A 15,333-nucleotide genomic window follows, 5' to 3' on the forward strand; every position below is an offset into this window, starting at 1 on the left:
CTCCTTCTCATGTGATATCACTATCATTTTCCTAAAACTAACCCATATATCATCATCTTATCAAAATATCCCCTTTTATATATAAAAAAGCACCCTAAACGGATGCTTCCATCAAATGATATTTTTTCAAAATACGATAGGTAATTTCTTTTGCTTTTAGTCCGGTGCCTTCGATATTTGTGGCGAAAATGTAGGTTTTGTTTTCATGTTTGATGAAGCCTGCGTACCAGCCGATGCCTGAGCCGGAGCCTGTTTTTCCGTATAGGGTGGCATGTTTCTCTTCTTCTTGTATCATCATTCGTTTGACGGTTCTCATGACAGACAGGTCAAATGGAAGACTTTCTTCATATAGCTGTTTGAGGAAATGGACTTGTTCTACTGGAGAAAGTTTCAACGAACTGCTTAACCAAAATTGATCGATTCCGCCAGATATGTCTTCGTTCCCATAATGAATGGCTTTCACCCAATGATTCATGCGTTCTTCTCCGATGTCACGCGCCATGGCTTGATAGTACCAGACGACTGAATCTCTCATGCCAGAGCCCAGTGTATGATCCTTATTCCAGTTATCAATCTCTCTTTTCACTCCGTCCCAATATTTGATGTCGTATTCATCTCTCACTGCGCCTGTTTGGAGTCCGATGAGGGCATTTGCCACTTTAAATGTCGATTGTGGGGCAAATCGCTCGTTCGCTCTTTTTTTGTTATACACCCATGGCGATTTTTCTTTTACTTCTTGGATGACAAATGTGCCTTCTCGGTCTTTCATGAATTCATCTACTGACCAAGCTGGAGATGTTCCCTCACTTGATGAAGGCTGGCCGATACAAAATGCCATCAGCATGATGGTGCAAAACAGCCATTTCATATGCTTTTTCTTCAAAAAAATCGCTCCTTTTCCTATGATTTGTATCGATTGTAGCATGCCTGAGTGATGAGACATAAGGTACGCTTGTCCTCTTTTCTGCCAAATAAAAAAAGCCGGTTTCATCCGGCTTTTTGATCATATTAGCTTTCTTTTTTCTCTTCAATGGCCTGCTTCGCAATTTTTGAAATCGTCATATCATCCATTGGCGGGTTATGGAGCCCAGCCCGGATATCTCGATAGTAACGCTGAAGCGGACAGCCAAGGCTCAAGCTTTTTGCACCGACTAAACGCATGGCTTTATCGACCACTTGCAGACTATGATTAACGACTGTATGCTTCACAGCACCGAATTCATTGATTAACAGCTCTCTTTTCTCAGGCTTTTCATACAATGTTGTCGTTGAATAGATGACGTGGCGTGCTTGCTTTAGTAGTAAATCAATTTCGCCAATCAGTGTTTGGACATTCGGCAGGTCACTAATCGTTCCGCTGATACTGTTCGGTGAATGTGTGATGGCATACTGTACAGCATAGTCTCTTGCCGCTTGTGCAATTCCTAAATAGCAGGAAGGAATATGGGCGATCCAAGGGTTTAACGTACCGCCCCGAGGTCCTTTTTGCACTTCAACAAGCATATCATCTGATACCACAACTTGATCTAAGATTAAATCATGGCTTTCTGTTCCTCTCATGCCGACAACATCCCATGTTTCTTCTATAGAAACACCTTCTGTGTCACGGTGAATTAAGAAGAATCCCATCGCCTCTTTTTCTTCGATCCATACGCCGACTAAAAAGTATGTGAGAGCTGGTGACATTGTTGTGAAAATTTTACGTCCATTGATCACCCAGCGATCACCTGATTTCATCGCTGTTGTCCCAGGCTTGCCGCCTCTTGTTGGGCTGCCTGTCTGCGCCTCACTCACAGCGCGGTTGACAAGGGCGCCCTTCTTCACTTCTTCCGCAAAGAATTGCAGCTGCTTCTCATTCCATAGTTTCTTTTCATAAATTTCACCAACAACTCCTTGGTGCCACCCAATCGATAAGGCAGTCGCTCCGTCCATGCTGCCAAGCGTTTCTTGAAATAGAACCATATCTGTTACAGATTGACCCCCGCCTCCATATTCAGCGGGAAGAGACAGGGCTGTATATCCCATGTTTACTAATGATTCGATATTCTGTTTAGGAAAATAAGCGCCTTCATCATGTTTTTTTGCGTTTTGTTCAATCGTTTCACGAAGAGATTCCAGCTGATTAAGCCATGTTTTTTGAAAATCGGTATCGACAAATAATGCTTTAGACAAAACGTATCCAACTCCTCTGTTTCTCACAATCTATGATATCTCATTTTTCCAATCGGAATGAATAAAACACACTTTACTTATAGGATTTAATGTGTTAAATTTTATCAATATTAAGTACATCTGTCAAAGGAACGTGATGCTTTTATGATCTCAGCTACTAATCTACATAAATCTTATGGGCAGACCCATGTGTTAAAAGGCATTGATTTCACCGTACAAGAAGGTGAAGTGGTCGCAATTATTGGACCGAGCGGATCAGGAAAAACAACACTTCTCCGCAGTTTAAACAGCCTCGACATTCCAGACAAAGGAGAGCTGACTGTTGGAGAAGCCACGATTCAATTTGAACGATATCATAAAAAAGATCTTTTAAAACTAAGGCAGCAATCTTCCATGGTATTTCAGCATTATCACTTGTTTCAAAATAAACGAGCACTTGAAAATATTACAGAGGGATTGATTGTGTCCCAAAACATGTCTAAAAAAGAAGCTGAAAAGGTTGGAGAGCAATTTTTAGCGCGGATTGGACTGCTTCATAAAAAGGATGCATTTCCGAGTGAATTATCTGGCGGTCAGCAGCAGCGGATTGGAATTGCCCGCGCTCTTGCGATGAATCCTGCGGTGCTTTTGTTTGATGAACCAACGTCCGCACTTGACCCAGAGATGGTCGGAGAAATCCTTGAAATGATCAAAGATATTGCGAGCCAAGGGATGACGATGGTCATTGTGACGCATGAAATTTCGTTTGCAAAGGACGTAGCGGATACCGTGATCTTTATGGCAGATGGGGAAATCGTTGAAAAAGGCTCCCCAGAAGACGTCCTCATGAAGCCGCAGCATGAACGAACGAAACAATTTTTATCTAGGATTCATCGCGGAATGTGGCAAGGATCGGAGGAAGACATATGAAGCAAAAGACAGCATTCATGACAGCTGGTGTCCTTCTGATTCTCCTCTCCCTGATTGGCTGCAGCAGTGTGAAAACAACAACAGATGATGGAAAACAAATTGTGAAAGTCGCACTGAGTGCAGAGGTCAATCCACCCTTTTTAGCCACAAATGACCGAAACGAACCGATTGGCTATAACATTGATTATTTAAATGAAGTGGAAAAAAGACTTCCACACATACATTTTGATTACATCTTTGGCGAGGAAGAATCCAATTTAATTGGTGTTGGCGCAGGGAAGTTTGAAATGGCAGCTAATTGGTTTTTCAGTAACCCTGAACGCGAAAAACGGTTTCTTTACCCTCAAGTTCCATACGGCTATTCGATGACAGGATTAATTGTGAATAAATCAAACCGGGATATTCAATCGCTTGATGATATGACATCAAAAAAGCTCGCTCCTGTCAGTCCCAGCGGCGGATTGCGTTCCATATTAAATCAATATAATGAAGAACATGATCCAGATATTCCGCTGACAACCATTGAAAGCCCTTCAAATGAACTCAACTTAAAGCGCGTTGAAAGCGGACGGTCTGATGCGGCTTTTATGAATATTTCGACCTTCGATACCATACAAAAGCATCTCAACCTAAAGGTCAAAGTTGGCGGCATTGTGTCAAAGGAGCCGATTTATCTTGTCTTACAGCCGAGTGAGAAGCAGCTTGCGGCAGATTTGGACCAGGTCACACAAGAGATGATTGATGATGGAACACTTCCTAAGCTTGCGAAAAAGTGGTTTGGGGTTGATTTCTTTCAAGATATTGACTACATCTCAGAGCAAGGCTATCAATATGAAGAAAGGAAGGAAGCGTCATGACGTTTACAGCTGGAGATTGGCTGCGAATTTTTTTACAGGTGCTTGAACGCCTGCCACTCACTTTTCTCATTATTGCGGTGTCATTGTTTTTTGCCATCCTAATAGGGCTCTTATTTGCATGCATTCGTATAAAACAAATCCCAGTGCTGAAGCAATTGGCTGTTATCTATTTATCTTTTACACGAAGTACGCCATTAATTGTTCAGTTATTCTTAATTTATTTTGGACTTCCTCAGCTTTTACTTGTGGCAGGAATTCAAATCAATCATTGGGATCGTGTGTTATTTGTGATGATGACGTTCTCTTTACATACGGGGGCTTATTTATCTGAAGTTTTTCGCAGTGCGTATTCGTCTGTTGGGAAGGATCAGCTGGAAGCCGCCTACATTGTGGGGATGACAGATACACAGGCCTTGATCAGGATCATTATCCCGCAGGCCTTTCTCATTGCCCTGCCAAACCTCGGAAATTACACCATTGATCTTGTGAAAGACACGGCGATTGCCTTTACGATCGGACTCATCGATATTATGGGACAGGTGAAGATCATCTTAGGAAATAACTATGGAATCGGCATGTTTGAAGTGTATGTGATCATTGCGATTGTGTACTGGCTCATTTGTATGAGCATTGAACTAGTCACCATGCTGCTTGAAAAGAAATTTGTAAAAGGCCGTACCAGTCTGTCACGTTAAGGAGGCGATTTGATGCAAACCATTGATATTCCATTTGCGATTGACCAAGTACCACATATTCTAAAAGGTGTTCCTTTCACCTTATTAATTGCTCTTGTTTCCATGGCTGTGAGTCTTGTGATCGGATCTGTTTTTGCTTTCATTCGCCTCTTTCGCATCCCTGTACTCAGACAGCTCGTTACGCTATACGTCTCCTTTTTTAGAGGAACGCCGCTTATTGTTCAACTGTTCGCTTTCTTTTATGGGCTCCCTTTTCTTCTAACCAGTATGAGCGGCACATTCGGACTGACCTTTCATCCAGATATGGTCTCCCCTTTAGCTGTGGCTCTTATTACCTTCAGCCTGCATTCAGCCGCTCATTTAACAGAGGTGGTCCGAAGTGCACTTCTGGCAGTAGACAAAGGGCAGCTTGAAGCGGCAAAAATTGTAGGCATGACCACACGTCAGGCGATGATACGCATTATTTTGCCGCAGGCATTTGTTGTGGCCTTACCAAACCTAGGCAATCAGCTCGTTCAGTTATTAAAAGCGACATCTCTTGCGTTTACAATTGGGGTACTCGAAATCATGGGTATTTCCCGGATCATTGCAAATGACGGCTATCAGTTTTTAGAAACTTATCTCGTCTCTGCTTTGATCTATTGGCTGCTGAGCATTGTCTTTGATTTAGCCTTTGCATTATTAGAGAAACGTGTCAGTGTATACGGAAGAACTCTCGGACGTTAAAAAGTCGATCAGGCCCAAAAACCTGATCGACTTTTTTATTCACCCTTTTTTGGTGTGTTAAACAGCTCTTTTGGCGCGGGTTTGAGCTTTGGTGCAGAGCCAAATACGACAGGTGCAGAAATATATCTGAACTCTCCTTTTCCATCCATGCTGCGGCCATGTGCCCATCTGCCTTGCTTACTTTCTTCCCCTCTTGAGAAGTTAAACAAGTCATAGGATACTTGCTGTTTTTCTAGTGAACGAGGGAAGGTGGTTGGTACGACGACATCTCCTTCTCGCTCTTCTAATTCTTTAATTGCGGCAAGCCACATATTTTGATGGTATGTATCACGAGCAATGAGGAAGGAGAGCATATCTTTGACGCCGCGGTCATCTGTCATTTCGTAAAGTCTTGTGACCTGAAGGCGGCCCTGGGCCTCTGCATTTAAATTGGCTCTGAAATCCGCCATTAAATTTCCGCTTGAAATGATGTATTTGGCATTCCACGGGTATCCTTGACTATCCGCTGCCATTGCCCCTAAACCTGCAACAATCGCATGCTGCGGGTTCATTCCGCCCATGACAGCTGCAAGTGCAGGATCACTTTGGTACGCCTCTTCTTGTTCCTTAACTGGTGCATTATCAAGTAAACGCGCAATCATCGTTGCCAGCATTTCGACATGACCAATTTCCTCTGTTCCTACGTCAAATAATAAATCCCTATATTTTTGATCTGCCCGGCAATTAAAGCCTTGAAATAAATATTGCATCATCACGCTGATTTCACCATATTGACCGCCTAATACTTCTTGTAATTTCTTTGCATACACCGGATCCGGCTTTGAGGGCTTTGCTTCATATTGCAATTCTTTGATGTGATAAAACACGATGTCATCTCCCTTATCAAAAACATCTTTTCACTTATCACTATTCGACCGCAGCTCCCTTTATGAAAATGATCTGAATACATAAAAAAAGAGAACGGCTTATGCCATCCTCTTTGTTATCTTACTTATTCAGCACTGACTAAAATTTTCACTTGATCTTTTTCATTGATTAATGCATGGAAGCCATCCTCGATCACATCATCCAGCTTGATTTTTTTCGTGACGAGTGTATCTGCAGAGAAATAGCCTTTTCTCATTAAGTTTAATACAGATGGGAATACGTCTCTGTAGCCGATAATTCCTTTTACTGTACGTTCTTTAATGACAATGTCATTCGGCATAATTTCCGCGCCTTTTTCCCAAATGCTTACAATGACTGTTTCGCCTGAAATTCTAGTTGATTGGATTGCTTGCTTCAATACAACAGGTACACCTGTCACTTCAAAAGAAACATCGACGCCACCGTTTGTACGGCGAGCAATTTCTTGAACGACATCTTCATACTGAGATGGATCTACAATGATCGCTCCAAGCTCTTTTGCTTTCACTTGGCGCTCTTTTGATAATTCAACTGCATAAATATCAGTAGCACCAGCTGCTTTTAATGCTTCAATGACAAGTAAACCGATTGGTCCGCAGCCAAACACAGCCGCTGTATCCCCAGCTTGTACTTTACTAGAACGAACCGCATATAAAGCAACTGCAGAAGGCTCGACAAGCGCGCCTTGCTCATATGAGATTTCGTCTGGTAATAAATGAAGTAATTCTTCATCGACTGATACATATTCAGAGAATCCACCGCCGCCTCCGGCAAGCCCTAAAAAGCCCATGTTTTCATCTAAGTTATAAGCACCTTGATGTCCGTGAGTTGCAAAAATAGGTTCAACAACCACTCGGTCGCCTACTTTGTAATTGCTCACGCCTTCTCCTACTTCAACAACTTCACCAGAGAACTCGTGTCCCAGTGTAACGGGTGCTTTTTCTTTTGTAAGTGGATGAGGTTCATTCACAGGAATGAAGATCGGTCCGCCTAAATATTCATGTAAATCACTACCGCAAATGCCGCACCATTTTACTTTCAGTTTCACTTTTCCTGGAGCAACTGTTGGTTCATCAATTTCCTCTAGTCGAATGTCCTTTTGATCGTGCCAGCGTAGTGCTTTCATTTGTAAGACTCCTTTTCTCATCAATTTAATTAACTTACTTAAATAATGATAACATAATTTTTTTAATTTTCTAAGTAGGATGCACTATTTTTTTGGCAGTCAATGGACGAAAGATGACAAAACATAGCAATAGACAGATAAGAAGCATACATAGACACCCGATGATGACGGAAATTCTGATCGATAGAATATGAGCGAGTCCGCCGAATATTCCTGTCATGGTCATCGTCAGAATGGCTTCAACCAAAGCATAAAAGCTGGCTACCCTCCCCATCACCTCTACGGGGATATTTGTTTGATAGAACGTCATAAAACCTGTATTCGCAAATGCTAAAAAGAAGGCTAATATAAAAAATCCACCGGCGGCTGCAACTAGACTGCTGGAAAATGCATAAATAAGATAGCCAAACGCCACAAACAAACTGCCGATTCCAAGCATCAGCGAAACTGACAGCCTTTCGACAATGACCGAATTAAGACTTGCCCCTGCGATAATACCCGCTCCAGCTATACTGACAAGAAGGCCATATTGTGTATCAGTCAGCATCAATACTTCTTTTGCAAAGGCTGTTTCAAGTGAGTCTATGGCCGTAGGAAGGACCGATATCGCGGCACTAAATAATAAATATACCGTCATGATCTGGCGTGATGTCAGACTAAAACGCAGAACAAGCTTTGCATCCTCTTTTAACATTGAAAGGGAAAACCGCTTTTGGGCAGCATCTGTTTTGACCAAATTCGGTAAACACATCGTTAACAAAGCAGATATCAACAGGCAGATCGCATTTACATAAATTGAAAGCACAGGAGTCCCGATGAGAAAGAGCAGACCTGCTGCTGCGGGCCCAAGTAAAAATCCACCGGATTGTAATAAAGAGCGAATGGCATTAAACCGTTTTCGGTTATCCGCCGGGATTAGTCCTGTCATATACACCATCGACGCTGGATGAAACATCGCTTGTGCCATCTGTATGAAAAACACCATGACATACAGGATGATCAGATGTCCTGAAAATAAGGCAAAAGGGATGCATGCAATGAGCAGAGCACGGGTAATATCTAAACTGATCATCACATTCCGCTGATTCAGCCTGTCAATCAAACTGCCGGACCAGCTATTGGTCAAAAGAGCAGCAGCCGGTCTTAGTAAATAAACTGCTGTTACAGCAAGTACAGAGCCCGTTTCTTGAAAAATAAGCAGATGGAGAGCAATCATATAAATCCATTCTCCTATGTTCGCGATCCCGATGGCTCCAAGCAAAATACTCATATCCCGCCAATGTTTTTTCATCATGGTCCCCCCTATTTGTCATAAAAAAATCCCGCCCCCAAGACATGTCTGTCTTGAGGACGGGATTTACTCCGCGTTGCCACCTCAGTTCATTCATCTGTTGCCAGATGAACCTTAGCGGGTGATCATTCACCCTTCTCTGTAACGGGAGAAGTTCGCTGCACCACCATCCGAGGGAATTCGGTGCAAAGCTAAGAGGCTTGGTTCCATCATGCTTCCCAGCTCCTTCTCAGCTTCACGGAGTTCTCTGTGTGGGGCAGCTATGATGTACTCTTCTCTATTTGCGCTGTGTCTTTTTTTCATCACGATCTTCAGCTGAATTGTTACATATTGTACTGCGCCTCGATCGAAGCGTCAATATTTTTTTCATGTTAATCCGCATAAATCATTTTTCTAGTCATGCCGCCATCAACAACCAAATCTGTGCCGGTCACAAATTGATTGTCTTCATCAGTTAAATAAAAACAGGCTCTCACAATATCCTTTGGCGTACCCACTCGATTGGAAAGATGCTGCTGATGGTCAATTTCTCGAAGACTTTTCTCATCTTTCGTTTCAATCCATCCAGGGGAAATGCTATTTACCGTAATGTGATCCTGACTAAAAGAAACTGCCAAGGCATGAGTAAGCGAGGAAATGCCGCCTTTTGATGCAGCATATGCTTCTGTATAGGGCTCTGACATGGCCGCACGGGTAGAGGAAATGTTCACAATGGAACCGCCGTTTGGATTCTCTTTGATATAACGTGCTGCTTCTCTAGCACATAAAAAAGTTCCTCTTACATTTGTATGCAGCACATGATCCCATTCATCAACCGTTAATTCATAAGGCGATGCTGTGCACATGACGCCGGCATTGTTGATGAGAATATCAATCGTTTTGCAGTGCTCCGCCGCAAACGACATTAAGCGCTGAATATCCTTCTCCTGTTTCACATCTGTTTTAATGAAATAAACTTCACAGGACTCTTTTCTCAGCTGCTCCTCCAAACGCTTCCCCTTCTCTTCATCTATATCCGCAAGCACCACACGCGCCCCTTCTTTTGCATAACCGCAGGCGATCGCTTCACCAATACCATTGGCTGCGCCTGTGATGATGACGGTTTTATGTTGAAAATTCATCATTCATCCAATCCTTTCTCCATGAGATGTTGTCGTCTATCATATCATTTTGAGGAATCTCGGCACAAAGCTGAATTTGTATGACTAGATCAACTGATCAAAGAGGATCACCTGCTTCGTAAAATTGAGCAGTAATTGATTTTTCATTTATCGTAGATAAAGTAAAAACATATTATAGCGAAATCAGAGGTCCTCCATCTCTTGATTTGTTGTTATTTAGAGTCTAATTGAATATATAAAATGATTAAGATTTAGGAAGTAGGATGTTGTTCTTGTCCCATTTCCATTTCATTCGTTTTTTTAACGTCTTTACTTTCAAAGAATAACAAAAGCAACTGACTCGAAACATTTTCGTTTAATCTTCAGTTAAACGACCATTTTGCCAAAGCTGTTGATAATACGGATGAGTTTTTTGTAATTCTTCATGTGTGCCTTGACCTGACAAGCGTCCGTCTTCAAAGACAAGGATTTGGTCTGCACTTGTAATCGTGGATAACCGATGGGCGATAATGATGGTCATCCGGTTTTTCGTTAACGCTTGAAGAGCAAGCTGCACTTCACGCTCTGATTCGTTATCTAAGTTCGATGTCGCCTCATCAAGTAATAGGATTCTCGGATTTCGTAAAATCGCACGAGCTATCGCAATACGCTGTTTTTGACCACCCGAAAGCTTAATACCTCCTTCACCAACCTCTGTATCGAGGCGTTTATCCAGCTGCATGACAAAATCATAGGCATAGGCTGCTTTTAATGCGGCAAGTACCTCTTGTTCACTTGCTCCATTCGTCCCGTACATGACGTTGTCACGAATCGTTCCGTTTAATAACGGTGCATTTTGACTTACATAGCCAAACAGCCCACGCCACTCTGTTAAATTAAATTGCTCAATGTTTTCTTTGCCATACAATATCGCACCTGATGACACGTCATAAAAACGTTCAATAAGGGAGAACATGGTCGTTTTCCCGCCACCACTTCGGCTGACAAAGGCCGTTGTTTCATTTGGCTTTAACGTAAACGTCATACCTTTTAACACGTACTTTTCGTTGTACTTAAACGACACATTTTCAAAAAGAATCGGCTGTGACGCAGCAGTTACCGGTTTACCGTCTTGGACTTCACGCTTCTCATCTAGAGCCTCGACAATACGCTCTGTTGCGCCAAGTGTTTTTTGTAAATCAGTAAAGAATGTCGCCATTTGTGTAAATGGCATAATAATTTGTACTAAATAAATCATGATTGCCACAAGCTCGCCAGAACTAATGGCACCTGAAGCAACCTGTGAACCGCCATACCCAAAAATCGCAATGATCACAACCATCATGAGCAGCGTCATAAGTGGTGAAAGAATCGCAACAATTTTTGCTTCTTTTAATCCGTACTTGTACAGCTGCTGAATTTGCTTTTCTCCGCCTGCTAGCTCTTGCTGCTCTGTTTGCGAAGCTTTCACAAGGCGAATGTTTGTTAAAATTCTCCCTAATCGTCCGCCAAATCCTGCCAACTCATCTTGATTGGCTTTCGAAATCGCGTACATTTTTTCCCCTAGCGGATACGTCACAAAAATTGTGAGTGGTACGGCGATCAGTAGCAGCAGCGTCATTTTCCAGTCAATCCATAGTAAAACAACGATTGCACCGAGTATCGCGAAAAGCCCCGATACAAACGATACGAGCTTTTCCGTTACAAACTCCTTTACGACGTTTGTATCCTGCGTAATTCGACTCATCGTTTCGCCAGATTCATGTGCATCGTAATATGTTAATCGTAAATGCAGCATATGCGCCCATACTTCTGTTCGTAAATTCGCGACAATTCCTTCACCTAAACGACGCATCATATAAAATGTAACCGCACTAAGCATCGCCTGTACAATTAAAACACCAATGACTGGTAAGAGTGACGTTAATGCAAAACCAGTATCTGAAATTTGGTTAATAAGCTTCATTGTGAGTAGTGGCACAGCAAGTCCTGCTGCCACCTCTACGATACTTATAAAAAATAAGAGAACTAATTGACTATTCGCCATTTGACTGCGCTTCATCAAAATCCAAAGCTGTGAGATTTTCCCTTGCATTATGATTCACTGCTCACTTTCGTCATGACCTTTTCAAAACGGAAAAACTCATACTCTTCATCCGATTCCGGCTCTTTGCCTTCAACATTAGGTCCTGGGTTGCCTTGGTGATAAAACTCAACAATTTTAAAGCCGCATTTATTCACGTAAAAATGAATATTACGCTTTTCAAAATATGGTGTGTGCAGCTCCCAAACCTTCGTCTCTGGGAACGCTGCTTCTATCGCTTCCCACATTTTAGTTCCAAGACCTTTGCCATGTGCATTTGCCCTTGTATACAGGAAGTCCACTTCGTTTCGCTGGGTTTCGTTATTCATTTTCAATACGACACCACCAATTCTTTCGGCGTTTAGTAAAAGTTGACGTACAACCGATTCTTTAGCAGTAAGTGAATGATTGAAATCTTCCTCAGACGGGATTGGTCCCATTTCTGCCGGATCTTCCGCATCTGTAAAACGATCTTGTAACCCTTTCGTAAATGCCTCTAGTAATTCTGCCTTAAATGCTGCTAGCTCGTCCTGCGGTACAGGTGCTAACGTCATTTGTTGATTTAGTTTTGTCATTTCTAAAAAACCCTTTCTTTTAAACTGATTAAAATATTCGACCAACTGTTAAAAATAGCTCACTATAATGGCCTAGACTCCGTATTTTCGAATCCAACCTTCCGCCTTATTACTCCATTTCATTGAAAAACCCAACCATTTACCAAGCCAAGTTCGTAGTAGTCGAATGTTAGGTCATGTTAAGTTCACAAGAAATAGTGTAAGGTATGGAGTAACTCTAGAGTAAAGAAAGAAATAAAAAATATATTCGAAGAAATAATTATCAGCTAAACCTCTTATGTAAAGCGACGAGAAAATAGGTTGGTCGGTACCAACGGAGAAACTTTACGAGCAATCTACGCCATTTTTTTAAAAAACTTGGGATTAAAATACGGTATTGTGTATGCAAAAGGAGATGACTTAAATGAGGAGTCTGGAGATGTGAGTTGCCTATTTGTCGCCTATATGACCGTCAGCAAGAATGAAACCAGCTGGGTTCTATGAGATTATTTATCATCAAGGACCTTATGAAGAAACCTTAGAAAGTATCTCTTTCGTTGATATGTATTGTATATTCAATGTGAATTCCACAATAAAGAGCCGTCCCATTTATGGAGCGGCTCTTTATTGTTAAACATTTATCGAGAAACCAATACCATTGGCTGCGCCTGTGATGATGACGGTTTTCCCTTTAAAATGTAGCATATGATTAATTTCTTTCAATGACTCGTATGAATGATTTACTTTTACCCTTTCCTGAAAAGAACAATCCAGTCATCCACCTCTATTGATTCTATCTGATCCTCTGTCATGTTCAATCTATAATATTGCTTTATTTTCTCGTTAGCATCTAACATGTATTTTGTAACGATCTCTTCTTCCTTTAAAGTTTTCGTTGTTCGCTTGACCCATTCTTGAAAAGGGTAACGTTTTTTTCGTTCCATTGATCTTACTTCTTTTATTCCCTCTTTATAAAACAATTCCCGCCATTGTTCTGTAGATAGACAGGACACATGACTTGGGTCTCTCAATCTTTCCAGCTCATTGATAAATAGTGCAAGCTCTTCATCATTTGGCGAAACATTATCAATAAAGAAAAACAGACCATTTGGCTTTAATACGCGAGATGCCTCTTTGGCAAACTGTTGAGGGTGCGGGAAATGGTGTGCTGCAATTCGGCATGTGACCACATCAAATGTGCCATCTAAAAAAGGAAGGCTTTCTGCATCCGCTACTACATAAAAAATTTGGGGATACGCTTTTAAATGAAGTGATGTATGAGAAAGCATCTCTTTCGTTAAATCCGTCGCAAATACTTGATTCACATATGGAGCCAATGCTTTTGCGGTATGCCCGCCACCAGTTGCTATATCGAGGACGATCCAGCTTTCTTTTGGAGCTGTCCATTCAACGATTAGATCCAGGTCTGCTCCCTTTGCATGAGTTTGACTCGTCACATACTTTTCTGCATTTCTCCCAAATTGTTCTACAACCCTTCTTTTGGCTTGATCTGAATTCATCTAATTCCTCCCCTTTGAAATGGATTTGTATAGTCTATGTGATTTTCCACAATAAAGAGCCGTCCCATTTTATTGAGCGGCTCCTTTCATGTTAAAAATTATCGAGAAAGCATCCCGTGCGGGTCAATGACAAATTTCTTCGCCACACCCGAATCAAAGTCACTATATCCTTTAGGGGCTTGATCAAGGTCAATGACGGTCGCATTGACGGCTTTAGCGATCTGTGCTCTGCCGCTTAAAATGGATTTCATTAGACTGCGATGATATTGCATAACAGGGGTTTGACCTGTCACAAAGGTATGAGCTTTCGCCCAGCCAAGTCCAATTCGCACTTTCAGAGAACCGACTTTTGCATCGGCATCCACTGCTCCTGGATCTTCTGTGACATAAAGCCCTGGAATTCCAAGCTTGCCGCCAACTTTGGTAATATCCATAATCGTATTTAAAACAGTTGCTGGTGCTTCTCCCTGGTCTCCATGACCTGAAGCTTCAAAGCCGACACAATCGACGGCACAATCAACTTCTGGCTCCCCTAAAATATTCGTGATTTGTTCGCCGATTCGATCATGTTTTCGTAGATTGATCGTCTCACAGCCGAAGCTTCTTGCCTGTTCCAGTCTTTGCTCATTCAGATCTCCAACAATCACAGCAGATGCGCCAAGAAGCTGAGCCGAATGTGCTGCTGCAAGACCTACCGGCCCAGCACCTGCAATATATACGGTCGAACCAGGCTTTACTCCAGCCGTATAAGCACCATGAAAACCTGTCGGGAAAATATCGGAAAGCATCGTGAGATCAAGTATTTTTTCCATCGCTTGATCTTTGTCTGGAAATTTGAGCAGCTGAAAATCTGCATATGGAACCATGACATACTCGGATTGGCCGCCAACCCATCCGCCCATATCTACATATCCATAGGCAGAGCCTGGGCGGTCCGGGTTTACATTTAAGCACACATGGGTTTTTTGTTCCTTACACATGACGCAGCGTCCGCAGGCAATATTAAACGGAACGGACACGAGGTCCCCTTTTTGAATAAACTCCACATCTCGCCCAACTTCCACGACTTCACCTGTAATTTCATGACCAAGGACAAGCCCTTCAGGTGCAGTCGTACGCCCTCTCACCATGTGCTGATCACTTCCGCAAATATTCGTCGTCACTACTTTTAAAATGACGCCATGCTCACATTTGCGCCCCACATTGGCTTTAGGTACACCCGGGCCGTCTTTTAAGACCAAATCAGGGTATCCAATATCCTCAACTGCTACTTTTCCTGCTCCTTTATAAACGACACCTTTGTTTCCCGACATGATTTCATTCCTCCCTTTTGTTTAAAAATGAAGTCTCTACAATTTTCTCTATTTCTTAAGCAATTTCCTTCTTCAAACAGC

Annotated in this window: 14 protein-coding genes and 1 pseudogene; 5 read left to right on the forward strand and 10 right to left on the reverse strand. The window is 42.2% G+C overall.

Annotation, left to right across the window (positions count from 1 at the left end):
- Positions 1–94 precede the first annotated feature (94 nt).
- The gene (gene blaBPU, locus MHB66_RS12315; protein WP_034280751.1) at positions 95–883 is read right to left on the reverse strand and encodes a BPU family class D beta-lactamase; all 789 of its coding nucleotides are present in this window, start codon (positions 881–883) and stop codon (positions 95–97) included.
- Positions 884–1,008: 125 nt separating this feature from the next.
- On the reverse strand, positions 1,009–2,172 hold the full coding sequence (locus MHB66_RS12320) for an acyl-CoA dehydrogenase family protein (RefSeq protein ID WP_034280002.1): 1,164 nt from the start codon (positions 2,170–2,172) through the stop codon (positions 1,009–1,011).
- Between the two features lie 144 nt (positions 2,173–2,316).
- Between MHB66_RS12320 and MHB66_RS12325 the strand changes: the two genes are divergently transcribed.
- From MHB66_RS12325 to MHB66_RS12340, 4 genes are read left to right on the forward strand one after another with little or no spacing between them, the layout of a single operon-like run.
- Positions 2,317–3,081, forward strand: coding sequence for an amino acid ABC transporter ATP-binding protein (locus MHB66_RS12325; protein ID WP_024427908.1), 765 nt, complete (start codon positions 2,317–2,319; stop codon positions 3,079–3,081).
- A complete protein-coding gene (locus tag MHB66_RS12330) occupies positions 3,078–3,938 on the forward strand; it encodes an amino acid ABC transporter substrate-binding protein (RefSeq protein WP_046311868.1) in 861 nt (286 codons plus the stop codon). Before MHB66_RS12325 ends, MHB66_RS12330 begins: the two co-directional genes overlap by 4 nt.
- Entirely contained in the window at positions 3,935–4,633 is a 699-nt protein-coding gene (locus MHB66_RS12335) for an amino acid ABC transporter permease (RefSeq protein ID WP_046311870.1), read from the forward strand. The genes MHB66_RS12330 and MHB66_RS12335 overlap by 4 nt, the downstream gene beginning before the upstream one ends.
- A gap of 12 nt (positions 4,634–4,645) precedes the next feature.
- On the forward strand, positions 4,646–5,359 hold the full coding sequence (locus MHB66_RS12340) for an amino acid ABC transporter permease (protein ID WP_046311872.1): 714 nt from the start codon (positions 4,646–4,648) through the stop codon (positions 5,357–5,359).
- Positions 5,360–5,394: 35 nt separating this feature from the next.
- Here the strand turns inward: MHB66_RS12340 and MHB66_RS12345 are convergent, their stop codons facing one another.
- The 4 genes from MHB66_RS12345 to MHB66_RS12360 form a co-directional block, all read right to left on the reverse strand.
- Complete coding sequence (locus tag MHB66_RS12345; protein WP_024427904.1) at positions 5,395–6,225, reverse strand: manganese catalase family protein; 831 nt, start codon at positions 6,223–6,225, stop codon at positions 5,395–5,397.
- A 125-nt stretch (positions 6,226–6,350) separates the two neighbouring features.
- The gene (locus MHB66_RS12350) at positions 6,351–7,391 is read right to left on the reverse strand and encodes a 2,3-butanediol dehydrogenase (RefSeq protein WP_024427903.1); all 1,041 of its coding nucleotides are present in this window, start codon (positions 7,389–7,391) and stop codon (positions 6,351–6,353) included.
- A gap of 70 nt (positions 7,392–7,461) precedes the next feature.
- Entirely contained in the window at positions 7,462–8,682 is a 1,221-nt protein-coding gene (locus MHB66_RS12355) for an MFS transporter (RefSeq protein WP_024427902.1), read from the reverse strand.
- A gap of 371 nt (positions 8,683–9,053) precedes the next feature.
- On the reverse strand, positions 9,054–9,803 hold the full coding sequence (locus MHB66_RS12360) for an SDR family oxidoreductase (protein ID WP_046312303.1): 750 nt from the start codon (positions 9,801–9,803) through the stop codon (positions 9,054–9,056).
- 21 nt (positions 9,804–9,824) lie between these two features.
- Between MHB66_RS12360 and MHB66_RS12365 the strand changes: the two are divergent.
- Positions 9,825–10,021: pseudogene (locus MHB66_RS12365) on the forward strand (IS5/IS1182 family transposase); the annotation flags it as partial.
- A gap of 137 nt (positions 10,022–10,158) precedes the next feature.
- On the opposite strand, the gene MHB66_RS12370 reads toward MHB66_RS12365, so the two are convergent.
- The 4 genes from MHB66_RS12370 to fdhA all read right to left on the reverse strand — a co-directional run bounded on the left by MHB66_RS12370 (position 10,159) and on the right by fdhA (position 15,252).
- Positions 10,159–11,877 carry an ABC transporter ATP-binding protein gene (locus tag MHB66_RS12370; RefSeq protein ID WP_046311874.1) on the reverse strand — a complete coding sequence of 573 codons (1,719 nt, stop codon included), beginning with the start codon at positions 11,875–11,877 and terminating at the stop codon, positions 10,159–10,161.
- Positions 11,877–12,440 carry a GNAT family N-acetyltransferase gene (locus tag MHB66_RS12375; RefSeq protein ID WP_046311876.1) on the reverse strand — a complete coding sequence of 188 codons (564 nt, stop codon included), beginning with the start codon at positions 12,438–12,440 and terminating at the stop codon, positions 11,877–11,879. The genes MHB66_RS12370 and MHB66_RS12375 overlap by 1 nt, the downstream gene beginning before the upstream one ends.
- A gap of 725 nt (positions 12,441–13,165) precedes the next feature.
- Entirely contained in the window at positions 13,166–13,939 is a 774-nt protein-coding gene (locus MHB66_RS12380; RefSeq protein ID WP_046311880.1) for a class I SAM-dependent methyltransferase, read from the reverse strand.
- Between the two features lie 98 nt (positions 13,940–14,037).
- Entirely contained in the window at positions 14,038–15,252 is a 1,215-nt protein-coding gene (gene fdhA, locus MHB66_RS12385) for a formaldehyde dehydrogenase, glutathione-independent (protein ID WP_024423097.1), read from the reverse strand.
- Positions 15,253–15,333 lie beyond the last annotated feature (81 nt).

It is taken from the genome of Bacillus sp. FSL L8-0167, assembly GCF_038630295.1.
Classification (GTDB): Bacteria; Bacillota; Bacilli; order Bacillales; family Bacillaceae; genus Bacillus; species Bacillus safensis.